Source organism: Cytophagales bacterium (assembly GCA_019456305.1).
In the GTDB taxonomy this organism is placed as follows: Bacteria; Bacteroidota; Bacteroidia; order Cytophagales; family VRUD01; genus VRUD01.
Genome location: VRUD01000052.1, coordinates 1 through 25611, shown reverse-complemented (window position 1 = coordinate 25611; position 25611 = coordinate 1). Strand labels below are relative to the sequence as shown.

The window sequence follows — 25611 nt, the reverse complement described above, 5'->3', positions numbered from 1 at the left end:
CTGATTTTTTAGGAACTGCCAATCAATTATTTAGGTGTTCACGTATCGTGTGTTGATGAGATCAAATGTGATCACGTGCATAAACACCTATGCAACCAAACACTAACTAAAACTATTTACAAATGAAAACACTTGAAAAATTATTCGTGACAACTTTTGTCAATCAGGCAAAGCCATTAATGGGAGTATTAATAGGTATTGGTCTGACTTTGCAAAGTTTTGCCCAACTTTCTGAAAAATGGGTATCAACCTATGATGGTAATGCCGGTCGATCTGATAAAGGATTGGCTATGGTCATAGACGACAAAGGGAACTCTTATGTGACCGGGAAAAGTTATAACGGCAGCAATTACGACTATGCCACCGTAAAATACAATTCTGCCGGTATAGAGCGCTGGACGGCATCCTATAATGGAACTGCATATGGCGATGACGAAGCTATTGCCATAGCCGTTGATGACAACGGGAATGTTTATGTGACCGGGAAAAGTTATAACGGTTCTTCCTCTCCCTATTCGTGTGAGAATTATACACAATGCCAGATAGAGGATGCCGCAGCTTCTATGGGCTGGATATTATCTTTGGTAGAAGTGGGGACAGTAGACTGGGCAATGCTAATGGACGTTGTTTATGAGATGTGTCAAGACGGGGTACAAGACGGGGCGGTCTGTATTGAGAACGGAAATTATGATTATGCCACCATAAAATACAATTCTAAGGGAGTAGAGCAATGGGTGGCAACCTATAATGGAACCGGCAATGCCAATGATTATGCAAAGGCCATAGGTGTTGACAATTCCGGAAATGTGTACGTAACTGGAAATAGTTACGGAACGGGAACACTTTACGATTGGGCCACTGTGAAATACGATGCCAACGGAATACAGCAATGGGTAAAAAGGAACAATGGTAATAACGGCAATGATGCTGCCTCTGATTTGGTTATCAATGATGCCGGCAACATCTATGTTACAGGGCAAATAAACAGCTCTTTAACAACATTGAAATATAGCTCCAGCGGATCAGTTATCTGGGGCAGAAGTGATATGAGCGGAGTTGCTTTGGATAAAGCTACCGCCATGGTTCTCGATAATATCGGTAATGTTTATATTACCGGAGAAAGTCATGTTTATACAAACGGAAACTATACCATTATTGCATATATAACCGTAAAATATAATGCCAACGGAGCAAAACAATGGAGTGCGGTTTATAACGGTGCTGCCAATGAGGAGCCGGCAGGTATAGCCGTGGATGGCGCTGGAAATGTTTATGTTGCAGGAAGTACCTATAACACTTACAATGATGATTATCTAATCGTAAAATACAATTCAGTTGGAGCTCAGGAATGGGCAGCAATTTATGATGGATCATGGTGTTCAAGTAATACACCATCTAACCCCGGAGCAGTGGGCTACTGGTGTGTGCCTGGCGATCATGCTAAAGCTATGACTTTGGATGCTGACGGAAACGTATACGTAACCGGAAGCAGTTATGGATCCGGTACGAATTATGATATTGCCACTGTAAAATTCAATGCCAATGGCGCGGAAGAATGGGTGATGAGATATAATGGAAGCATGAATCAAAGTGACGATGCTGCTGCCATTGCTGTTGATGCTTCTGGGAAAAATGTATATGTAAGTGGTAGCGTTAGAAACAGTTCATATAATGATTATGTTACCATAAAATACACTTCTAAAGGAAGTGGAAATGGCAGTAGAATTAACAGCAGTTTATTAAGTATGGAAACAGAGGTAAATGAACTGAAGATTTACCCAAATCCGACTTCGGGAGAATTTGCAGTAGAATTTAATGTGCCTGAAACACAAAATATTGAAATCACTTTGTATGATGTAACTTCACGTCCCATCTATAGAGAAAGCTTCATTGGATTTTCCGGTACATATCGTAAGCAATTTGACTTATCAAACTTAAAGACAGGATTTGCAAAAGGTATTTACCTGTTACAGATAATTTCCGGCAGTGAAGTTATAAACAAAAAAGTACTTGCTCAATAGGGAAATGGGGAAATAAGGGAATAAGGGAATAAGGGAATATGGAAATGCAGTTGGCAGTTGGCAATAGACAGTAGACAATATGACAATAGACAATGACAATGACTATGACAAGGGGTGGTTATCATCGGATGACTCTCCAGGTTGTGCGTTTGGGTCATCCGATGAATTTGCTGGAAATAAGGAAATAAGGAAATAAGGAAATAAGGAAATAAGGAAATAAGGGAATAGGGGAATAGGGGATGCTGGAATGTTAGATTTAATGTAACCATTCACATAGTTAATTGAGTACAAATTCCAAGCCCCAAGTCCCAAGAGGAAGAAAAAAAGAGATGTTCGGGTTTTGTATTAAGTGATAATATACATGGTCTTTTTTCCCCTTTGAATTTGGGGCTTGAAATTTGGGACTTGGTTCTTATTAATGTGAACAGTTACCTATTCCCTCTATTTCCTTTCTCCTCTAAATCCTACACTGCAATCTCGGCTTTAATAAGTGGATGTGGATTATAATTAACAAGAGTAAAATCATCATATTTAAAATCAAAAATAGATATCACTTCAGGATTTATTTTCATTTCAGGTAGAGGACGAGGGGTTCTTGAAAGCTGTAATTCAGCTTGTTCAAGATGGTTAAGATAAAGGTGTACATCACCAAAGGTATGAACAAAATCACCGGGCTGAAGATCACAGACTTGGGCCATCATCATAGTTAATAAGGCATAAGAAGCAATATTGAAGGGGACACCTAAAAATACATCTGCACTTCTTTGATATAATTGACAGGAAAGTTTTCCATCTGCAACATAAAATTGAAATAACACATGGCAGGGCGGCAATGCCATCTTATTAATTTCACCGACATTCCACGCGTTTACGATAATTCTGCGTGAATCGGGATTGTTTTTTATTTGATCAACTGCATGGATTATTTGATCAACAGCTTTACCATCTTCAACAGGCCATGATCGCCATTGATAACCGTAAACTGGCCCTAAATCACCATTTTCATCAGCCCATTCATCCCATATTTTCACACCATTTTCATTCAAATATCTAATATTTGTATCTCCCTTTAAGAACCATAATAACTCGTAAATGATAGATCGTATATGAAGTTTTTTGGTAGTAAGTAGCGGGAAGCCGTCTTTTAATTTAATACGCATCTGGTAACCAAATACGCTAAGGGTACCTGTGCCGGTCCTATCCTCTTTTTCTATCCCATTCTGAAGGATATGATCCATTAATTCTAAATACGGACGCATTATTTGGATTGCTCTTGTTGTTTTTTCTTCCGGTAATCGTAGATACTGACAAGGATTATCCCTATAACAGCTACGATTGATAGGATCATAAATATTCGCTATATAAAAAAGTCTTCTGATTCACAGAAGACTTTTTTTCCCACATACCCCTACTTTGTCGGGGTTAAACTTTCGTGAGGCGCCTTTAATGGATCAAAGATTACTGAACTTCTTCTTTGTTAGTAGATTGCTTTTTTGTACAGCTTTTAGGAGAACAAAAAAGTTTAAAGCCGCACTTCTTCTTTGAATCCTTTGAACAACACTTTTTATCTTTAGTAGCTGCTGCTTTCTTCTCTTTTCTCTTTTTCTTTTTCTTTTTTTCCTTGTCTTTGTCACCTTTAACTACTTCAGTAGTATTGCCAGAAAATACAGAGATTGCAGCATTAGCTGTACCTGCACTGATAAAGGCAAATAATGCGATTGCTAAAATTAATTTTTTCATCATTGTTGGTTTTTTAGTGATTGTTTTACTTTTTAGAATTACAAAGGTAAATGTTTCTAATTTAAAAAGCAAACGTTAATACTATTTTTTTATTGTTCCACACTTGTTAAAAGCGTATTCATAATAGCCTTCGCCTTCAGCAAACACTCATCATATTCTTTTTCAGGAATTGAATCATAGGTAATAGCGCTTCCTACCTGGAAGGAAAGATAATTTGTTGCCTGATTATAGAGTATACTGCGTATAACCACATTAAAATCAAAATCCCTGCAAGCCCCCCGTAAATCCCTTCCGCCACTATCCCTTACCGAATCGGTGAATGGGTGAATGGGTGAATCGGTGAATTGCCTGCCCCGTTTCTCCGATTCTCCGTTTCCCCCATTCTCCGTTTCTCCCTTTTCCCTGTTCTCCGTTTCTCCGATTCCCCGTTTCTCCTTTTCAGGGGGGCTGTTTGTGTGGCTCGGAGTTATATATCCCATTGAGCCAGAGAAAAGGCCTCTTTTGGTTTTCTCATATTGCTCAATTAATTGCATAGCCCTGATCTTTGGAGCTCCTGTCATGCTGCCCATAGGAAAGGCGTTTTTGATGGCGTCTATAAAATGGCAGTCGTCTTTAAGCTCTGAGGTAACAGTAGATATCATCTGGAAAAGGTTTTTAAATTTGTAAATTCCAAACAGTTCATCCACATGAACGCTCCCGGTTTTTGAGCTTCTGGCAAGGTCGTTTCTTACAAGGTCAACGATCATCATGTTTTCTGCCAGCTCTTTTTCATCATAGCGTAGTTTTTGTTTTAATTTTCCATCTTCTGCGGAAGATTTGCCTCTTTGTATCGTACCTTTTATTGGCTGTGATATGAGTCTGGATGTTTGATAATTGATATCGGTTATTTTTTTTAAAAATCTCTCAGGCGAAGCACATAATAAATATTTATCATCAAGCTTATAAATACCTGCAAACGGCATTGGGGAATATTTATTAAGAGATAAGAATGTTTTAACAGGGTCAATAATTGTATTTTCTGCAAAAAATTCAATACAGTAATTTAATTCATATATATCTCCTTCAATAATATGATTTTTAATTTTTTTTACTGTTTCAATGTATTCTTTTTTACTTACTCTTTGTTGTAGTTTAAAAGTATTTGGGGTTGTGCCTGCCTGCCGACCCCGACTTTGTCGGGACGGGAGCTTCTGCGCAGGCAGGGATTTGGTAGAGACGTCCAATTTGGACGTCTCTACCAAATCCCTGCCTGTGTGCCAAAAAGCGCTTCGGCAGGCAGGCGAAATTGAAAATCCACCTGCCTGTCCCGAATATCGGGACACAGACAGGCAATTTGAAATTTTTTCATACACTTCTTGTGCATCTATTGAACTTTCAATAGTCACTTCGTTCTGATTAAAAAAGATAACATGTTTGGGTTTAAAAAAATGCAGGGGAGGGAATTGAACCTGATCAATATTGTTGCTGGAAAGTGGCTCTTTGCCTGGCTGACAGGCTGGTATGTCATTTTTTAGATCATAAGTAAAATACCCAAATAACCAATGGCTATTATTATCAACAAAGTCTTTTAATAGTTCAAAATAGGTACTTTTGGAGGGCTGTTCCGGTTCGCGGAGATCTATTTCATCATCAATATCTACAGCAAGTATATTTGTGAACGAACCATGCCGGGAAGAAACGTTATTATTTTCGTAAAAGGCAAAGTTTGAACATTTATCAGCCCAATGAAGAGCGCTGTTTTTGAATTGGGCTAATTGATTGACTTTAAAGCTGATTGAGCGCATAGCGCCCTTTGTAGAGACGTTGCATGCAACGTCTCTACAAAGGGCGCTATGCGCTATGCGCTACGCGCCTTGTCTTTTTTATTTTTTTCTCTTCTATTACCAGTTCAACGTCCGCAAATATTCTTCCGCAATGTTCACATACAATTATTTTCTTTTTTTCTCTTATATCAACCTGCCTTTGAGGTGGTACTGAGTTAAAGCATCCGCCACAGGCATCTCTTTGTACGTTCACCACAGCCAAACCATTCCGGGCGTTGTTTCTAATTTTTGTGTATGCAAGTAACATTCTTTCATCTATAGTAGTTTCAGCTTTTTCCCTTTTCTTGAGAAGTTTTTTTTCTTCAACCTGACTTTTACTAGTGATTACTTTTAGCTCATCTTGTTTACCTTTAAGGTCTTCCTTTCTTTCTTTTAGCAACTTATCTGTATCTTCAATGTCAGTATTCTTTTGCTCTGTTTTTATCTTTACTTCTTTTATCTTTTTTTCTGCTAATTGAACTTCAAGCTCCTGAAGTTCAATTTCTTTAGTTATCGCCTGATATTCCCGGTTGTTCTTGACTTTCATCTGTTGTTCGTTGTACTTTTTGATGAGTCCATTAGAGTCTTTCATTACATTTTTGAGATCTTTAATTTCGCTTTCAATAGCTGATAGTCCTTCATTGAACTTGCCAGCTCTCGTTTCATATCCTACAATTTCGTCTTCTAATTCTCCAACTTCTTCGGACACATCAATTCTGCTCTTTTTGATCTCGTTAAGATTTGAATCTATTAGCTGTAATGCTAATAATTGTTCTAATTTTTGGGGTACTGTGTTTTCCATATTTTAATAAATTTAAAATGAACTATATTGACAAATTCTAATCATTTCCAATTTTCTAAAGGTAATTTATCGGGTTAGTAACTATCTTAGATAAATCAAGTGCAATATTAGTGAATTTTTTATTTAAAATCTCAAATATTAATTCTTTTGTAAAAACTTCGCTTTCATAATGTCCTATATCTGCAATAACGATCTTATTTTCTGCGTCAAAGAACTCGTGGTATTTAAAATCTGCAGTAATAAAAACATCTGCTTTTTTTCTAATAGCATCTTTAAGAAGAAGACTTCCTGCTCCACCGCAAACGGCAACCCTTGTAATTGAAAATTGATCGAAGATTGGAGAATGTCTGATACATTGTAATTTCATTTGATCTTTGAGTTTTAGTAAAAAATCTTTAGCTGCTATTGGCTTTTCTAATTCGCCTATAGCTCCTGCCCCTGCATCCTGGTTTTCATTATCTAATGTTGTAATGTAATAGGCCACTTCTTCGTAAGGATGTGCTTCTTTTAACGTTTCTACAATTTTCTCATGCAGAAACGATGGAAAGATCACTTCTATTCGGTTTTCCTGAACCTTTTCCAGGATGCCCTTTTTCCCAATATGGGGTTTTGCCTGGTCGTATGGCATAAATGTACCCACTCCTTCTACAATGAAACTGCATTGCTGGTAATTACCAATAATTCCCACACCTGCCTGGTGAAGTGCAGAAAGTAATTGATCTGTATCCTTTATGGGTACAAAAGTTACTAATTTTTTTAGTGTACCTGTTTTGTTTCGAAGTATCCTGACATTTTTTAAACCGATCTTTTCAGTAATTTTGTAGCTTACGCCTTTTGATACATTATCCAGGTTGGTATGAATGGCGTAGATGGCAATATCGTTTTTTATTGCTTTGATAACGCTTCTTTCTACGTAATTACTACCGTTGAGCTTTTTTAAGCCTCTGAATATAACAGGATGGTGGGATACAACCAGGTTGCATTTTTTTGCAATGGCTTCATCAATTACTGACTCAATTGTATCAAGACAAATCAGAATTCCGTTTATTTTTGCGTCAGGATCTCCAACAATAAGCCCTGCATTGTCGTAACTTTCCTGGTATGATAATGGAGCGAATGATTCTAAGTAGCTGGCTATTTCGCTTGTTTTTGGCATTGATTAAATAGATTTTACACAAATAAACTTTCAAAGTTAAAAAAATAATTTGTTAACAACTTTACTTTAAACCTAAAAATCTAAATTAAAAAGAGGAAAAGTACATCCTATTGTGAATAAAGAGCTGCATTAAGACAATTAGATTTTTAGGTTATATATAAAAATTATATTAGTGTCTAACATTTAAAATTCTGACAAGTTTTGGCAAAATATTTAGTTTTTGGTTGTTAGTTTTTGGTTATGGTTTGATAGTTTCTGGTTATAGTTTTTTAGTTTGTTGGTCGTGCCATGAGTCCGGCATTAGCAAACTATTGAACTAATGAACTAAAACTAACAACCAAATAACTAAAACTAAAAACCAAAAACCATGAACTAAAATTTTGGTTCTGGCTACGCCAGGTTAGGATTATATTGCAAAAATTAATAACAATAGGGTCAACCAGCACCCAGTAACCAGCATCCAGTAACTGATAATTTGATGCATGATGTTAATAATGATTACAATTTAAGTTGTTTTTTTTAATTTAGATTTTTAGGTTGAAATTATAATGTTCTTAAAAATATTTCTATATCCTTTTTCGATATTATACAATCTGGTCACTGCATTCAGAAACCACCTTTATAATATTGGCTATAAAAGATCATTCCATTTTGAGACCAATATCATAAGTGTTGGTAACCTGACTATTGGTGGTACAGGAAAATCACCACATGTTGAATATTTGATACGATTACTCAAAGATCAATATAAGGTTGCAACTTTAAGCAGGGGATATGGTAGAAAAACAAAAGGGTTTATCATTGCAGATGACAAATGTGATTGGGAAACCATAGGTGATGAGCCCATGCAGTTTTATAGGAAATTTGTTAAACCTACGAGATTTTCAAAACCTCGTAGGTTTTCCGGAATTACTATTGCTGTGTGCGAAGACAGGGCATTGGCAATCCCACAAATTCTTTTTGAGAAACCAGATACTGATGTGATAATTTTAGATGATGCTTTTCAGCACAGGCCTGTCATCCCTGATCTGAATATATTACTTACTGATTATAACAGGCAATTTTATAACGATCTTCTATTACCTGCGGGTAGGTTGAGAGAATCAAGAAAAAATGCTCAAAGAGCTGATGTAATAATTGTTACCAAATGTCCTGAAAATTTGCCTGAAGATGAAAGACGCAAGATTGAAACGAAAATAAGGAAATATTCTGTGAAAGAATCGTCTGTATTTTTTACTGGCATTAAATACAATAAACCGGTACCTGTATTTAAAGACAGACGTGCCACTGCCTGGAGCGGTGGCATGCCTGATCAAAAATCCATTTTACTGTTCTCAGGCATAGCTGACAATACATCCTTAAAAAATGAGTTGGAAAAGAAATACAAATTGACCAGATCACTGGATTTTGGAGACCACCATAATTATAGCGCCACAGATATCCTGAAGATAAAAAATGAATTTTCGGCTATCAGTGAACAAAATAAATGCTTATTGACCACAGAAAAAGATATGGTAAAATTACTTAAACCTGAACTGGCAGAACACTTAAAAGAATTGCCGGTGTTTTACGTGCCTATCGAAGTTTATTTTTTAGAAGGAAAGAAGGAATTTGATGGTTTGGTTTTAAATGCAATAACATTGCAAAATATTTAAATGAAAACTGTTAAAAAAACTCAAAAAATCGCTAAAATAGCAATAGTGGCAGTATCTATTATTGCCAACTGCCAACTGCCAACTGCCAACTGTTTTGCCCAGATCCTTGATGACACTACAAAACTAATTTATGGCCCTCATACTACCTATTACGTCTATGAAGAAGAAATATTTAAAGGAGCAGACACTTTACATCCTGTAGATACACTCATTGACGGTTTTCATAAAAAGGCTGTTTTTATATGGGGTAAAAAATGGGGAGGGGATTTTTACCAGGATCTGGGCAACCTGGGTACTGCTTCAAAACCTATGTACTGGCAACAACCGGACCAGATTGGAGTGAATTTGGGATTTGATGTTTACACTAAATATGCTTTTGACCCGGTGAAAATTAAATATTATGATACCAAATCACCTTTTACAGATATATATTATTTGCAGGGAGGCAAAGGTGAGCAGTATTTGAAGGTTGGATTTAGCCGCAATATTAACAAACAGTGGAATATAGGATCTTGTCTCCGAAGAATAACTTCAAAAAAACAATTCAGCATAACTTTAGATCCCGATAATCCTAATAATAAACAAATTGATAGCTATGCATTAATTATATTCTCGCGATTTTTTTCAGAAAATAAAAGATACCAGCTCCTGGTGAATTATAGTTTTTTAAACCATTTTATTTTTGAAAATGGAGGGATAAAACCTGATAGTGCCGACACACCGGATTCTTTGTTTAACTACTCATTAGAAACACCAAATCTGGATTCCGTAAAAAGTACTGACAGAAGAAATAACTACCATCTTTATCAGCGCTATTATTTACTAAAGAATAGAGCAATTGCTTTGTTTCATACCTTTGACAGGATAAAACAAACCAACAGGTATAAAGATAACAACCTTGCAGGAAATATTGATTTTTATCCTATCATTAATTTTACAAGCTCTGTAACGAGTGAAAGAACAATATATCAGCAAATTAACAATAAGATAGGATTTCAGGGAAGATGGAAGATGGGAGATGGACGATGGACAAAAGATGATAGTGTTAAAAACCGAGATCATCAATTCAATTATAATCTTTATTTCCGTAGAAAAGAATATGAAAAAGAGTATGAATATGTATGTGAACCGGGGAATACTTGCGAAGGATATGCCGGCTGGATAAATGAGAATTTCATCGGAGGAGGGGGAGATTATTTTTTCAAAGACAAAATTTATGGTTCCTTTGAAGGTGAATATTTATTTAACAAAGATTATAAGCTTAAAACTATTTTTAATTCAAAGTTATTAACGATTGGCCATCAAAGGGTTTTGATATCGCCTTCTTTAGTGGAAACTGCATATACAAGTAATCATTTTTATTGGAAAAACGACTCTTTAAAACCAACCTTGTCAGATCATAGTTTTGTGGAGTTAAATTTAGGTTTTGGAAGCACAAAAATTTCGTTTAATAATTCATTTTATAATATAAAAGACCTTATTTATTATGATATAAGTGCTACTGCTCAGCAAAGTAAAAATGATGTACAAATATTAAATTCAGGTTTAACACTTAAAACACACTGGCGTAAATTTTATACCGATAATCAATTTATTTATACAAAAAGTTTGAGGGCAGATATTATCAGGATGCCTGAATTTTTAATAAACGGGCGTTTGTATTACCAGGGCTATATGTTCAAAAGTGTTCTTTATGCACAAATCGGCATAGAAGCAATCTGGATGTCTTCATACTATGCCGATGGTTATATGCCTGTAACTCATCAGTTTTATTTACAAAATGTGTTTCCTGTGGCTGCATATCCCGTTGTAGATGTTTTTATTAATATGCGTATTAAACGTGTCAGGTTATTTTTAAAGTCAGCCCATATCAACCAGGGTTTTCCGGCAAACGGTTATTTTGTAACCCCATATTATACGGGCTTGAAACGAAGGTTTGATCTTGGGTTGAATTGGTTGTTTTTTGATTGAATCATTATATTTATGCTCAGATTTGTAATTTTTACATTAAGTAAAAATAAGATTAAAAAACTCTTATTTCACGGAGTAAATAAAAAAGTTGTGATTCAATAAGTGAGGATGTAAAATTTTAGTGTTATCTTTGTTGTTGATGTTTACCTGATACTTTTCGGAAAATCATTAAATTTGTAGATAAATAAAAATATTTTATCCTGGAAGCAACAATAAAAGTTGATGAAAAGAAAAATTGAGATTGTAACTATAATCACATAAAAAACTAAAAAAACTAAAGCTATGAAAAAGCCGGAAATTTTTTTTCGCCCTATCGGTCAATCGGGTCCTTTGTCATTCTACTGGTATCCAGGGCCCTATGGAGATGCTGTTGAGTGCAAGAAAGGGAAAGGCGTTGCATGGCTTTCGCCTTCCGGAGAGTTATTAGGTGTTGAGTTTGACGATGTAGATCAAGAAGCTGACCATCAAAAACTTGAAACACCCGATGGTTCTATTGTGGAAGTTACTGTCAAAAAGGGTAATATTAAAGTGAAAACCCAATTTACAGAGCCAGTATAAGTGCCACCTTTGCAGGTGATAACAGATAGTAGAACTGAAAATTTGAAAGTGGTGATTGAGTAAATGCCCAAAAAGAAATATATTATGAAACCCGCGTAATTAATTTTTAATTTTAATACAATGACTTAACAAACCTGAAAAAAATTAACCTCAGTTGAATAACTCAACGGGGTGAAAATATAGCGTTGAGCTATATTCTTGCTCTTGAGAACTGTAATTTTTTATTAATTTGTTTTATTATCTGTAATCTAAAATGTAAAATCATGCAAAACCAGGAAAAAATAACTATAGAATTACCAGCGAGTTTATTGTCTGTTTTTTCAAAAAAGCATATAAGCCCCAGTAGAAAAGTTAAGGAATTGACAATACTTGAATTGTACAGGGAAGGGGAAATTTCGAGTGGAAAAGCAGCGGATCTACTAGGAATGGACAGGTTTGAATTTATCCGGTATGCTTCAAGATTAGGGATACCATTTCTTGATATTACAAATGATGAATTAGATAGTGATATAAAAAATGTTAAAACAGCAGGATGCAAGTAGTTTCAAATTCAAGCCCAATAATTCATTTAGAAAAAGTTGGCAAATTAGATATTCTCAGAGAGCTTTTTTGAGAGTAGGCAAGTCTCCTTTAGGGGATTTAGGGGTAAAAATAAAAACAAATAACAATAAACTTCCAAAATATAATAAAAAGTTTGTAACTTGCGTTCTTTATCCTTTTAAACAAATATTTACCCCGTGAAATTTCTTTTTAATTTAACGGGGTCCTTGTAGTTGAAACAATGACACCTGAAATAACAAATAATAACCTAAACAAACTCTCTGGCACCTTTTTTGCCGAGAGAGAGAGAGAGAGAGAGAGAGAGAGAGAGAGAGAGAGAGAGAGAGAGTAATTTTCACTAAAAGATTTTACATTAATTTTTATAAGCCCGTTCCCCGGTTTTTTATCGGGGTGCGGGCTTTTTTATTTTAATTATGCCTATCCCAAAACATGAACAAATTAAGAAAAGAAGTTTATAAATGGTCAATTGACCTTGTAAAAGAAGGTAAAATATTACAGGGAATATTCTTATTATTATCCACATGGAATTTTGCATATTTCAGATATCATATGACTAACTTTAACCTGAAAAAATTTGAGAAGATAATTAATAATGCAGATTTTGACTACTTCAAAAAAATGAAGTTTGAAAAAGTTGATTTTAATAATACTGTCATTGAAGATAAGATCAAGAAAATTTATGAATCATTTTCCGATATCGTTGGGATAAAATATGTAGGCGCTTCAAAAGTATTACATCTCATGTGTCCTGATTTTTTTATGATGTGGGATAACAGCATTAAAAATGAATATCGCAAACAATCTCCCAGAGGATATATTAATGAAAAGTCTCATGGTTATCTAAATTTCATGAGAAAAATGCAGGCAGAATATAAGCGCGGAAAATTTGATGCTTATATAAATAAACACAAAGATGTAACTATTCCAAGAGCTATAGATATTTGGAATATTGAAAATATTACTAAAAAAACCATTCACCCAGACAAATAGATAAACTAATAAGTAAATAAATTAAAATCAAGGTAATCCCTTAATCCTAAAAATCATGGTTCAGACAATAAACAATTAAAATTATGAAAACAATCAACACAGTTGGAGCGGCACAAGGTGCCAGACCAGCAAGAGGAACCGTAATATTTTATTTACAAAATTCTTTCGCTTTGCTTTTGATTTTTGGATTATCATTATGTGCGTTTGGTCAAACTACAATTTTTTATGACAATTTTTCTACATCTTCAAACTGGATTATCGGTAATTTCTCACCTCCTGATAATTGGGTAATTGGTACTACATCACCTAGTGGAGCTAATGCGATAGGTATAATACAATCAACTACAAGCCTTAATGGTTTTGCTTTATTTGATTCAGATCTTTTATGTAGTGGTAGCCAATATGCGTATTTGGATAGATCAGGGGGGACAATGTCTATAGATTGTTCAGCCTATCCTTATGTAATTATACAATTTGAACAATATTACAGGAAAGGTCTGGATTCAACCGAAATCCAGGTAAGTAATAACGACTGGGCATCTGGCTCTAATTTTTGGTTCTATCCTAATAATTCTTTAGCACAAAATGCTTTTACACCAAATCCTGATATTGTATCGATTGATATATCAAGTGCTGCAGCTAATGAACCTGCTGTTTGGTTCGCTATTGCTTTTAAAAGCTTATCAAGTGGATGCGAATACGCTTGGATGGTAGATGATTTCAAAGTAATTGGTGGGTCAGCTTCTCCGCCAGTTGCCGACTTTAATGCAAACCTTACTAATATAAATCAAGGAGATATTGTATCATTTACAGATATATCTACAAACATTACAACTTCATGGTCTTGGTCATTCCCTGGGGGTACACCTGTTTCTTCTAGTTTACAAAATCCAACCGTAACATACAATACGCCAGGTACTTATGATGTAACTCTAACAGTAAATAATAATTATGGCTCCAATACATTGACAAAGCCCGGCTATATTACAGTCTCACAAATATATACAATAAACCAAGGTGGTACAGTAAATACCTGTTCAGGTACATTTTATGACAGTGGTGGTAGTGGAGGCAATTATGGTATTAATGAAAATTATACGATGACATTTTGTGCGTCAACTCCTGGGGCACAAATTCAATTCAATGGTACCTCGTTTGATGTTTGGACAGGTGATTTATTATATGTTTATGATGGACCAAATACAGCATCGCCACAAATATCGGGAAGCCCTTTTGATTTTTTCAATATACTTCCAACTACAATAACTTCAACCAATGTGTGTTTGACATATCGGTTTACTTCTGATGGTGACATCTTTACTACTCTATCTGGTTGGGAAGCTAACATTTCCTGTGTTTATCCACCAGTTACAGATTTTATTGCAAACACAACAAATATAAACATGGGAGAAACGGTATCATTTACAGACCTCTCTACTAACAGTCCAACTTCCTGGTCGTGGTCATTCCCGGGAGGTACACCAGGTTCATCAATTTCACAAAATCCAACTATAACCTACAATACAGCAGGAACTTATGATGTAACTTTAACAGCAACAAATGCAGATGGTTCAAATACATTAACTAAAACTGGATATATTACAGTAGTTGATCCTTGTGCTGTTAGTACTGAGGTTTTTTTAACCGACATTGCCTTCTATGATCAGCCAACCATACAAAGCACGTCTTTTGGCAGTTATTTTACTACGCTCCCCAACAGCATATCATATCACCCAAGCAATCCCAAAAATTATTTGGAACCGGGGAGATATGTAAGGTTTAAAATTCGATGTAAAAACTTAAAATCCGATCTTGGAAACATAGTAAGTGGTGAGTGCAGGATCAGATCAAATGATCCGTTTATTACAATATATGACAGCACATCTACACTGAATAATGTTGTTTACAATACAAAGGCCTGGTCTATAAACGAATTTGAGATTTACATATCTCCGAGCGCTAATAATGGTTACCAGGCTCTAATTGATTTTATTGTGATAGATAATACGACTTCTAAACAATATTCAACAAAATGCATTCCTATTCCTATCAAACCATTATTATTTTCCCCAACTACCGCTGGAACTATTGATGACGACAGCAACCCCGATAGCAATGGTAATAACAATAATCTATGTGAATCTGGTGAAACAATAGAATTTTATCCTTTTTTAGATAATATTTCATTTACACTTAGTGCAGATTATGTTAGAGGCACTGTTGAGAATACTGATGGTTTAAGCGGAATAAATATATGGAATAACGTGCCAGGTGTCAGCGGTACGGTTTACAGTTCAGGCTGGTGGAATTATTTGGCAGGATCCCCACAAACAATTAATCCTAATAGCCAAAATATGCCGCCAGAGCTTGATTTTGTTTTTGATTATACTTATACCAGTACTTATATGTTTAATCTGTATTTGGTAACAGGGGGCGGCTTTTATCTGTTTGGCGGCAGCAATGATCGGACTTTAATACAATGGACTTTACCTTATACATTTAATGCTGGATTTCCTTTAGCCCCTGATGCACCTCAGGGTATAGTAGAAAGTGTTGAACAAAATGCAGTAAACATTTATCCCAATCCAACCACAGGTGAGTTTATCATAGAAATGGAAAGCCCTGAAATGCAGGATATACAAATAAACGTCACCAACATCTTGGGTCAGTCAATATATGCCAAAATGCTATACAATATAAAAGGGTTTTACTTAACGAAAATAAACCTGAAACCAAATCCGGCAGGCATTTACAACCTGCAAATTATACCTGACCTCCGAAGCTTTAGCGTAGGAGGTAATCACAATAACATAATCAATCGTAAAATAATCTTGAATAACAATTAATTTGTAACCCGCCCCGACAGTACAGACGCCATTTATGGCGTGTCTGGGCACAAAACCCAAAAATCATGGCTTCACAAAGCGAAACAGGCCACGCAATAAACGTTGCAAACTTTGAAGACATAATCTCATTTTGCACCGGCTACGGAGCGCCTTACAATCCCGTACAAAATGCGATCAAGCTGCCAGCGCTCAATACATTGCTCACAAATTCACAAAGTGCATTAAATACAGTCAAAGACGAGCTTGCAAAATTCATTGCAGCCACTAATGAAAGACAGCTTGTATTTGAACCAATAAACAAACTAACCACACTTCAAAAAACTAAAAGAATTATTAGAAGAAGAACCCTTGTATAATCCAAACGAAAACGATTTAAAAATCACAACACTTACCACACAGGGTTTTTACATTCTTACAAAGAACTTTTACATATCCGTAAAGGGTCTGAATATATTCGCAAAGGGCTTTAACATTCTCACAAAGGGTCTGAACATATTCGCAAAGGGCTTTAACATTCTCACACAGGGTTTTTACATCTGTGTAATCTTCTTAAATCTGTGTGATCTGTGTTCATTAAATCTGTGTGATCTGTGTTCACGTCTTCCTCTTCTTCTTCCTTGCCGCAGGAAACAAAATATTGTTCAGGATCAGCCTGTACCCCGGGGAGTTGGGATATAGATTAAGGTCAGTGGGCTCTTCGCCTACATAATGCTGGTAATCTTCAGGGTCATGGCCGCCATAGAATGTCCAGGTTCCTTTTCCGAAAGTATTATGTATATATCTTGCTTCCTTGATTGACCTGGTTTCTCCCATGATCAATATTTCGGGTTTAATTAATCTTTTTTTAAATGCAGTGGTTTGTCCCATAAAACCTTTGATAATTCTTGTATGGCACTGTGTGAGCATTGTAGGGATCGGGTCCCATTTGGCAGAGAATTGGAAAAGGGTGAAGAAATCGTTTTTTTCATTCAGGCCCCGTTCCTTCATCTGGTTATCTATATTGGAGTATTCATATTCGTATTGATTTCTGCTGATAATAAAATTTTGAAATGCGAAGGTAACGCTAAAATCCAGTTTGCTTTGAGCTTTCGGGTCTGCCGGGTCCCCATCAAACACAGCATGGCATATATCAACACCTTCTGCTGCCAGGGCAATATCATAGGTATCACTTGCTGAACACATAGCAAACATGAATCCTCCTCCGGCACAGTAATCCCGTATTTTTTTTACAACTGCTAATTTGAGCTGGGAAACTTTATTAAAGCCATGTCTTCGGGCAGTTTCTTCAAATTCTTTTTGCTGCTGGATATACCATGGCTGTGTTCTGTAGCTTGCCCAGAATTTACCATACTGGCCTGTAAAATCTTCATGGTGAAGGTGAAGCCAGTCATACTTTGGCAGTACACCAGCCAGCACTTCATCATCAAATAGCACATCGTAAGGAATTTCTGCATAGGTTAGCACAAGCGTTACTGCATCATCCCACGGCTGCTTTGTTTTAGGGGAATATACAGCTATTTTAGGAACTTTTTCCAAATTCATTATATCCATGTTTACATCAGGCATTGCTATTTCAGATAATACCCCGGTAGATTGTGCATCAGAGATAACTTCATAGCTCACGCCCCTGATGATCAATTCATTTTCAAATTGTTGAAAATATTTAAACATGAAACTTCCACCCCTGTAATTCAACAACCAGCTTACATCTACTTCATGTTGTAATACCCAGTAAGCAATACCGTATGACTTCAGATGATCCGACTGGGTTTCATCCATAGGGATCAGGATATAAGAGGCTTTGGCATGGATAGATAAAGCAATCAATATGGTTATTAAGATTTTTTGCATATTTGAATTCAAAACTGTCCGGCTAATTGACGCAAATATAATAAAAAAACCTTTAATATCCAATCTATCAATTCAGTGCTAAATAATTCGTATATTGGCATCGGATAATGAACTTATTAGAAAATATCAAAGAAGGCTTCAGAACAGTCAAAGAAAACCTGCTGAGAGCAATATTAACTGCGCTGATCATTGCAATTGGCATCACATCCCTTGTCGGTATATTGACTGCCATTGACAGCATGGAACATGCAATCACCGGTAGTTTTTCCGAATTGGGCGCTAATGCTTTTGATATTAAAAGTAAGGGATATGGTTACAGGCATCGCCATCAGGGAAGGTCGGCAAAAACATATCCTCCTGTTGATCTTTTTCAGGCAAGAGCGTTTAAAAAACAATTTGATTTTAATTCAAAAACAAGTGTTTATACTTATATTTCACAAATTGCAGAAATTAAAAGCTTATCGCGGGTGAAAGGAGGGAGCTCCAGGAAGACCAATCCAAACGTGAGTGTTATTGGCATTGATGAGAATTTCTTAGACAATAAAGACTATGATCTGTTGGCAGGTAGAAATTTTTCAAATATTGAACTGAAATACGGATCAAATGTTGCTATCATTGGAAATGAAATAGCCAATGTATTATTTGAAAAAGAAAATCCAGTTGATCAGACCATTCGATTATTAGGGTTGCAATATCACATTATAGGGATTCTCAAAAAGAGGGGGAGCCTGACCGGAGGCAAAGGGGCTGACAGGTTGGTATTAATACCGATAGAAAACTCCAGGCACATCGCAACAGGCCGCCAGCAAACTAACCAAATAAATATAAAAATACATAACAGCGTTGATCTGGACTATGCTATGGGAGAAGCAACAGGTGTGATGAGGTACATTCGCAGGGATCTGCCAGGAGAGGAAGATTCATTTGAGCTCTCAAAAAGTGATACGTTAACAGCAGCGCTTGAAGAGATCTCAGGTTACCTGAGAATTGGAGGGTTTTTGATAGGATTTGTAACGCTGATTGGCGCTGCCGTTGCCCTCATGAATATCATGATGGTTTCTGTGACTGAAAGAACTAAGGAAATAGGCATGAGGAAAGCCCTGGGGGCTACACCCTGGCTTATCAGGCAGCAATTTTTGATTGAGGCGATAATTATATGCCAGTTGGGTGGAATAGCAGGAATAATTTTCGGCATCATTATCGGCAATATTGTCCCTCAACTGATCGGTGCAGGAGCTTTTGTGGTTCCATGGTTATGGATAATTGTTGGGTTAAGCGTTTGTGTGGTGGTAGGTATTCTGTCGGGCTATTATCCTGCGTATAAAGCGTCTAAGGTGGATCCGATCGAATCTTTGAGGTTTGAGTGAAAAAATGTAAAATAATTCGGTTTATTATTTATATTCCATTAATATTGCATCGTTTAAGGGATTGTTAGAAATAAAAAAATGTAGTTATAGTTTGTTTGATAATTAAAATATTTATATGTTTGCGCCAAAAATTTGTACACATTAATTTTTATTACTTTCAATAAAAGAACTTTTCATCCATGAGAGCTAAATCAATATTAATATTTGTGACTTTATTGTCATTAAATTTTACAGTGCTTAACGCTGGAGTGATCACACTCACTGGCGTGTACCAGGGTAAAAACCTGTATGTACAAAATCCCTTTACTTCAAATATGCGGGATTTTTGTACCAATGAAGTATTTATCAACAATATCAAGGTAATGAGCAACGTCAAGTCAAGCGCTTATGAGATTGATCTGTCGCACCTGAAGCTTAATGACCCTGTTTCCATAAAAATTACACACAAAGACGATTGTAAGCCTAAAATCTTAAATCCCCAGGTGGTTAGGGTGAAAAGTAAATTCCAGTTTACATCATTTACTGTTGACGAAACCAATATCAACTGGAACACAAAAGGCGAAGAACCTAACAGTAAATTTTACCTCGAACTATTTAACAACAACAACTGGATCACAAGCCAGCAAGTAAAGGGCAAAGGTTCTTCCTTGTCTAATAACTACAGTGTAGGATCCAAACACCATTCGGGACTGAACAAATACAGAGTGAAGGTGATCATACCAGGCGGGCAGGTTTTTTATTCTAAAGTAGCTGAATACACTTCCACTTTGCAGGCAGTTGAATTTTACCCCAAACGTGTCACTAAAAACATTACGCTTTCACGTGAAACCAACTACGAGGTGTTAGACGTCTATGGTAATGTAGTTAAAAAAGGCACAGGCAGCACGATTGATTGCAGTAGCTTTAAAACCGGTGTTTACTATTTGAATATTGATAATCGTACCGAGAAATTCTTTAAGAAATAAATACTAATTCAACCGTCATTCCGAGTGCAGGGGAGGCTGGCAGTGTTGGCGCGAACGAGGAATCCCCACCAGAAATAGTAATTCATATGAAGGAGATTATAGCAAGGAAGATGTTTGATGGATGAAACCACGAATTACACGAATTAAATTAGTGTAATTATTAATTAGTGTAATTCGTGTAATTAGTGGTTTCATTTTCGGCGTTTAATTGAATTACAACTGAATTACTATTGAATTACAACCGTTTTCATCAATCCCCTTTAATTTAACAGCGATAATTTTATTGACCCGCGAAGAGGCATGTGGCGCTGAAACCCTGATGTAATTTTCAGTAAAACCACGCATCAATCCGTTTTCGGCTTCTCGTTCAAATAAAACATTAGCCATCAACCCTAAATGTTGCTCATAAAAATATCTCCTTTTCTTTTCTGATAAAATTCTTAGCATTTTACTGCGTTTATTTCTCTCTTTCATTGGCACAGAATGGGAAATTTTAATTGCATTGGTGTTATCTCTTTCTGAATAGGTAAAAACGTGTAAGTATGAAACATTGAGTTGATTAATGAAGTTATAAGTTTCCAGAAAATCTTCTTCAGTCTCCCGGGGAAATCCTGCAATTACATCTGCCCCGATACAGCAATCTGGCATAACTTTCTTTATTTTTTCAACTCTTTCAGCATATAATTCCTTCAAATATCTTCTGCGCATCAATTTCAGTATCTTATTACAGCCTGATTGTAACGGAATATGGAAATGAGGCATAAAACGTTTTGAATTTGCTACAAAGTCAATGATCTCGTCTGTCAGTAAATTCGGTTCAATGGATGATATCCTGAATCTTTCAATACCTTCTACCTTGTCTAATTCCTGAACTAATTCATAAAAGTTTTGTCCCTTTGTTCCCTTTCCCCCTTCCACCGTTCCTCTTTTACCAAAATCTCCAATATTAACTCCACTTAGAATGATCTCTTTTACTCCACTTTCAGCAATTTTGTTTGCGGATGATACAATATTTTCAATGCTGTCACTTCTGCTTTGACCTCTTGCAAGCGGTATCGTACAAAAAGAACAGCCATAATTGCACCCGTCCTGTACTTTGAGGAACGAACGCGTCCTGTCACCAATAGAGTATGAAGGCATGAATTGATTGACATGATCTATTTCAGAAGCATACACTTTAGCAGCCCCCCCCAACCCCCCCAAGGGGGGGGCTTTGCCATCGCCTTTGCTTTTGGCAATTGGGGTTGGGAAGTCCCCCCTTTGGGGAGGACGATGTCCAGTGGACATCGGGCCAGCATTGCGGGAGGCAGGGGGGCTTGGAGTTAGGGGGGGGCTTGCGTTTAATTTTTCTGGGATTCGGAATTTTTCAGCGGCTCCTAAAACAATATCAACACCAGGTATCTCTGCTATTTTCTTTGGCTTTAGCTGGGCATAGCAGCCTGTAACTGCGATCAAGGCATTTGGTGACTCTTTCAGAGCCCGTTTGACGATCGCTTTACATTTTTTATCAGCATTTTCAGTCACAGAGCAGGTATTGATCACAAAAATATCAGGAGATTGATCAAAGCCAACCTTTCTAAATCCCTTTGCAAATTGCCTTGCAATGGTGGATGTTTCTGCAAAGTTCAGCTTACAACCTAAAGTATAGAATGCTACTTTTTTCATAAATACTAATAAAAAAATGCTAATATACTAAATTTTTTCTCCCGACTTGTCGGGAGAAAAAAAGCCCTTCGGGGAAATCTACTGTGAACTTACTAACATTACGTGCGAAGTCTTGGAAAAAATTTAGTTATTGGTTTATTAGTTAATAGTTTTAGTTAGTTGGTTACTGGTTTTGGTTAGTTAGTTTTTTATAATTGCAACCCACCACTAATCAGGTTTTGAACCAGGATATTATTGTTTGCAATTAAATTTCAAAAAAAATCATCAAAAATTATCGTTAAAAAGTTAACGATAAAGGTCTTTCAAGAGTCTAATGATACTAAATAAAAGACACATTACAAGTATTTGCATTAATCTCTTCAAGGCCTTAGCGTTGGGCATTAGTATAATTAGTGTCTGTCTATAATGTCAAAAATATTCGTTAAAGAAAATCCAAAGTTTCAACATTAAGTTGGCAGTTGGCAGTCGGCAGTCGGCAGTAGACAATATGACAATAGACAATGACAATGACTATGACAAGGGGTGGTTATCATCGGATGACTCTCCAGGTTGTGCGTTTGGGTCATCCGATGAATTTGCTGGGAATAAGGGAATAAGGGAATATGGAAATGCAGTTGGCAGTTGGCAGTCGGCAAATTTGCCGACTGCCGACTGTGGACTGCCGACTTTTTAATCAACTTACGAAGTTATGTTTTTATTATAATATATTAAACATTCGACTTTATAGACAGACACTAATTAGCATTATACTCTTTACAGGAAACATTTCCCTTCCCCTCGGTAAGTTTTAACTTCATCTACAATATTTTTTTCAGATACCAGCAACAATTTATCAAACCGCTCACAAAGCTCACCGGCTTTGCTGTGTCTCATAAATACAGGATCACCTAAAGACAATTTTTCAAACCCCGTATAGATCAATGGCGTTTGCACTTCACCGGCTCCCTCGTTTTTGGTTATTTTCATCCCTTCCGGCAGGTAGGGCTTGGGCAGCTTGTCGGCACCCGCAGCGCCGGAAGCTGTATAGCCACCTCCATGGCAGGTAAACATATTGTACTGTGGCCTTCTTACTATCTCAATGGCAAATCCTGCCGAGGGCAAATGTCTGAAATTTTTGTAATTATCAAAAAGGGCAGAAGCATAAAAGCCTGAGCCAACGGTTACTTCTGTAACTACGTCTTCTCCTGTTGTGGATTCCAGGCTGCCGGTTCCTCCCCCATTGATAAATCTTAGCTTTACTCCATTTGATTTGATTGCCTCTGCTATATCATGTCTTCTGCGGGCTATTTCTTTGACAGACCTGCTTTTTAAAAACCTGATAACCCCGTTTTTCAGTGATTGCCCCTGATAATTATCCCCTACTCCTGCTATTTGCGCTTCATAACCCATGATACCATCTAATCTTACATTTTTTAATCGTTGTAGGTGCTCAACCAGATTTAACACCTGCTTTTTATTAAATATTCCACTCCGCAAAACACCAAAATGCAATCCGGGGAAATTTGTTGACATATCAATATCCATACACACAGGCACCGCCACATCAACCTTACCGGCAACCTGGTCAATTCTTTGAACGTGCTCTAAACAGTCTGCCATTAAAACGATTGTTTTTCCTTTTTGAACCTCCCGGCAAACTTCTGCGATATATTGTTCCTGCATACAAGGATATGCCACCAACAGGTCATCAAAACCCTGCTTGCTGAGATAAACTGCTTCGGGTACTGTAAAGCACATAATTCCCTGGAAGGCGGTATCCAGGTCAAGTATCCTATTTAACAGGTATCTGCACCGGACTGATTTTGATGCGATCCTTATTTTCTTACCTAACGCTCTCTTCACAATTTGTCTTGCATTCTCTTCCAGAAGATCCATATCAACAAAAGCAAAAGGCATGGGTTGGCCAACAAATATTTTCTTGTAGTAGTCATAAGTTCTGGAGTGAGAATTCATAGCGCAAATATACTAATATATCGTTTCACCAAAATAATACAAATAAAAAATAATTACTATCCTCAATTATTCATAAAATCCCAATTTCAAAATCCCAACTTCAAAATAAATCCCAAGTTTAAAATCCCAATTTCAGAACACAAAGTTACGATTTTCTGCTTATAATCATTCTTTTTCCGAACAGCAATAATCTCTCCCGTAAATCGTATGGCTTTTTTTTTTGGATTTAGGTTTTGGGATTTATTTTGGATTTTGAGCTTTGGATTTGGGATTTTATTTGTTTCATCTTAAAGTTTAGGAATAATATAGGTTAAATGTTATCCTTTTTATGAAACGCTATACTAATCACCGATACCAATCCCGAGTACTCGGGACTAATTATACAAATTCAACGCCTCATCCCTCTTATAAAAAACCGTATATTGTCATCGGAGATTCTTCATTCGTATTATTCACATTCATTCGTATATTTGCATCGGGGACGTATATTAGCATTTTTTATTAGTAAAGTTATTTGAAGTTTAGAGTTCAGTGTTTTATAATGAAAAAACCAACTAAAATATTTGCAATCTCTCTAATTGCCTACTGCCTACTGCCGCTGCCAACTGCCAACTTGTTAGCAGACACGCACAAGCTTGATTCCCTCCTCCAAGCCCTCCAAACAGCAAAACACGACACAACTAAAATAAAAGCCCTCAATACACTTGCCAGAAAATTCATTACCTCTAAACCAGACACCGCCCTTGTATTGGCACAACAGGCATTGGAATTAAGCCAAGCTGCTGACTGGCAGCAGGGACTTATCAGTTCTTATCATAATATCGGCTACGTTCATTATGTGCAAAGCAACTACCCGGCAGCTTTAAAGAGCTGGACAAAGACACTTGAATTAAGTGAACAGGAGGGCGACCGGAAAGGCATGGCTGGCTCCTATGGCAACATCGGGATTATTTATACCAATCAATCCTCTTACCCCCAAGCGCTGGAATACTACTTTAAATCCCTTAAAATATATAAGGAGCTTGGTGAGAAATCAAAAGTATTGGCTAACACATATAACAACATCGGGCTTATTTATTACAATCAATCTTCTTACACACAAGCGCTGGAATACTACTTTAAAGCCCTTGAAATAAGAGAGGAACTGGGTGATAAACAAGGCATGGCTGCCTCCTATAACAACATCGGGATTATTTATAAGAATCAATCCTCCTACCCCCAAGCGCTGGAATACTACTTTAAATCCCTTAAAATAAAAGTGCAACTGGGTGATAAAAAAGGCATGGCTAACTCCTATACGAATATCGGGAGTTTGTACACATCCTTATTTGAACAAGGTGACAGCCCCGATACGCTTGGCTACGGGGTGAACCTTGAAAGGGCGGGCGGGTTGGCTGCTAAAAATCCAGCCCTGTTACTTGACACTGCGTTGTATTATCAACAACAAGCCCTTTTGATAAATAAAGAACTCAGCGATGAATACAATATGACCTTTAGCTTATCCGGCATAGGAACTATTTATGTACAGAAACAGAAATACACCAAAGCCATACAGTACTACCAACAAGCCGCCCTGCTCGCAGACAGCATTGGAGCATTGCAACAAGAAAGCGAGGCACATTCAGGGCTTACAGAATGTTACGAGCAGCTCGGCAGCTACAAACTTTCCCTTGAACATTATAAACAATACACCACCCTCAAAGACACC

Annotated in this window: 19 protein-coding genes and 1 pseudogene; 12 read left to right on the top strand and 8 right to left on the bottom strand. The window is 36.7% G+C overall.

The window, feature by feature from the left end:
* The first annotated feature begins 122 nt into the window (after nt 1-122).
* Nucleotides 123-2021: a T9SS type A sorting domain-containing protein gene (locus FVQ77_11660; GenBank protein ID MBW8050970.1), complete on the top strand. Its 1899-nt coding sequence runs from the start codon at nt 123-125 to the stop codon at nt 2019-2021.
* A 464-nt stretch (nt 2022-2485) separates the two neighbouring features.
* On the opposite strand, the gene FVQ77_11655 is transcribed toward FVQ77_11660, so the two are convergent.
* The 5 genes and pseudogenes from FVQ77_11655 to FVQ77_11635 all read right to left on the bottom strand — a co-directional run bounded on the left by FVQ77_11655 (nt 2486) and on the right by FVQ77_11635 (nt 7521).
* Entirely contained in the window at nt 2486-3280 is a 795-nt protein-coding gene (locus FVQ77_11655) for a thymidylate synthase (protein MBW8050969.1), read from the bottom strand.
* Nucleotides 3281-3479: 199 nt separating this feature from the next.
* A complete protein-coding gene (locus FVQ77_11650) occupies nt 3480-3764 on the bottom strand; it encodes a hypothetical protein (protein ID MBW8050968.1) in 285 nt (94 codons plus the stop codon).
* A gap of 455 nt (nt 3765-4219) precedes the next feature.
* Nucleotides 4220-5545, bottom strand: a pseudogene (locus FVQ77_11645) (anthranilate synthase component I family protein).
* Nucleotides 5546-5591: 46 nt separating this feature from the next.
* Complete coding sequence (locus FVQ77_11640) at nt 5592-6365, bottom strand: hypothetical protein (protein MBW8050967.1); 774 nt, start codon at nt 6363-6365, stop codon at nt 5592-5594.
* A gap of 55 nt (nt 6366-6420) precedes the next feature.
* Complete coding sequence (locus FVQ77_11635) at nt 6421-7521, bottom strand: Nif3-like dinuclear metal center hexameric protein (protein ID MBW8050966.1); 1101 nt, start codon at nt 7519-7521, stop codon at nt 6421-6423.
* Between the two features lie 545 nt (nt 7522-8066).
* On the opposite strand from FVQ77_11635, the gene lpxK reads away from it, so the two are divergent.
* The 7 genes from lpxK (at nt 8067) to FVQ77_11600 (ending at nt 16458) form a co-directional block, all read left to right on the top strand.
* Nucleotides 8067-9176, top strand: coding sequence for a tetraacyldisaccharide 4'-kinase (gene lpxK / locus FVQ77_11630; protein MBW8050965.1), 1110 nt, complete (start codon nt 8067-8069; stop codon nt 9174-9176).
* On the top strand, nt 9177-11147 hold the full coding sequence (locus FVQ77_11625) for a hypothetical protein (GenBank protein MBW8050964.1): 1971 nt from the start codon (nt 9177-9179) through the stop codon (nt 11145-11147).
* 282 nt (nt 11148-11429) lie between these two features.
* A complete protein-coding gene (locus FVQ77_11620) occupies nt 11430-11705 on the top strand; it encodes a hypothetical protein (protein ID MBW8050963.1) in 276 nt (91 codons plus the stop codon).
* Between the two features lie 263 nt (nt 11706-11968).
* Nucleotides 11969-12247 (top strand): UPF0175 family protein, encoded by a 279-nt coding sequence (locus tag FVQ77_11615; protein ID MBW8050962.1) that lies wholly within the window; start codon nt 11969-11971, stop codon nt 12245-12247.
* A gap of 448 nt (nt 12248-12695) precedes the next feature.
* Entirely contained in the window at nt 12696-13256 is a 561-nt protein-coding gene (locus tag FVQ77_11610) for a hypothetical protein (GenBank protein MBW8050961.1), read from the top strand.
* A gap of 83 nt (nt 13257-13339) precedes the next feature.
* On the top strand, nt 13340-16102 hold the full coding sequence (locus FVQ77_11605; GenBank protein MBW8050960.1) for a PKD domain-containing protein: 2763 nt from the start codon (nt 13340-13342) through the stop codon (nt 16100-16102).
* 65 nt (nt 16103-16167) lie between these two features.
* The gene (locus FVQ77_11600; protein MBW8050959.1) at nt 16168-16458 is read left to right on the top strand and encodes a hypothetical protein; all 291 of its coding nucleotides are present in this window, start codon (nt 16168-16170) and stop codon (nt 16456-16458) included.
* Between the two features lie 238 nt (nt 16459-16696).
* On the opposite strand, the gene FVQ77_11595 is transcribed toward FVQ77_11600, so the two are convergent.
* The gene (locus tag FVQ77_11595; GenBank protein ID MBW8050958.1) at nt 16697-17953 is read right to left on the bottom strand and encodes an asparagine synthetase B; all 1257 of its coding nucleotides are present in this window, start codon (nt 17951-17953) and stop codon (nt 16697-16699) included.
* A gap of 107 nt (nt 17954-18060) precedes the next feature.
* On the opposite strand from FVQ77_11595, the gene FVQ77_11590 reads away from it, so the two are divergent.
* Nucleotides 18061-19320 (top strand): ABC transporter permease, encoded by a 1260-nt coding sequence (locus FVQ77_11590; protein MBW8050957.1) that lies wholly within the window; start codon nt 18061-18063, stop codon nt 19318-19320.
* 179 nt (nt 19321-19499) lie between these two features.
* A complete protein-coding gene (locus FVQ77_11585) occupies nt 19500-20285 on the top strand; it encodes a hypothetical protein (GenBank protein ID MBW8050956.1) in 786 nt (261 codons plus the stop codon).
* Nucleotides 20286-20498: 213 nt separating this feature from the next.
* On the opposite strand, the gene mtaB is transcribed toward FVQ77_11585, so the two are convergent.
* A complete protein-coding gene (mtaB, locus tag FVQ77_11580; GenBank protein ID MBW8050955.1) occupies nt 20499-21950 on the bottom strand; it encodes a tRNA (N(6)-L-threonylcarbamoyladenosine(37)-C(2))-methylthiotransferase MtaB in 1452 nt (483 codons plus the stop codon).
* A gap of 487 nt (nt 21951-22437) precedes the next feature.
* Here mtaB and FVQ77_11575 point away from each other — a divergent pair, with 487 nt between their 5' ends.
* A complete protein-coding gene (locus FVQ77_11575; GenBank protein MBW8050954.1) occupies nt 22438-22623 on the top strand; it encodes a hypothetical protein in 186 nt (61 codons plus the stop codon).
* A gap of 80 nt (nt 22624-22703) precedes the next feature.
* On the opposite strand, the gene FVQ77_11570 is transcribed toward FVQ77_11575, so the two are convergent.
* Entirely contained in the window at nt 22704-23903 is a 1200-nt protein-coding gene (locus tag FVQ77_11570; GenBank protein MBW8050953.1) for an amino acid deaminase/aldolase, read from the bottom strand.
* Between the two features lie 541 nt (nt 23904-24444).
* Here FVQ77_11570 and FVQ77_11565 point away from each other — a divergent pair.
* Nucleotides 24445-25611, top strand: a 1167-nt coding sequence (locus FVQ77_11565) for a tetratricopeptide repeat protein (protein ID MBW8050952.1), incomplete at its 3' end; no start/stop codon positions are given.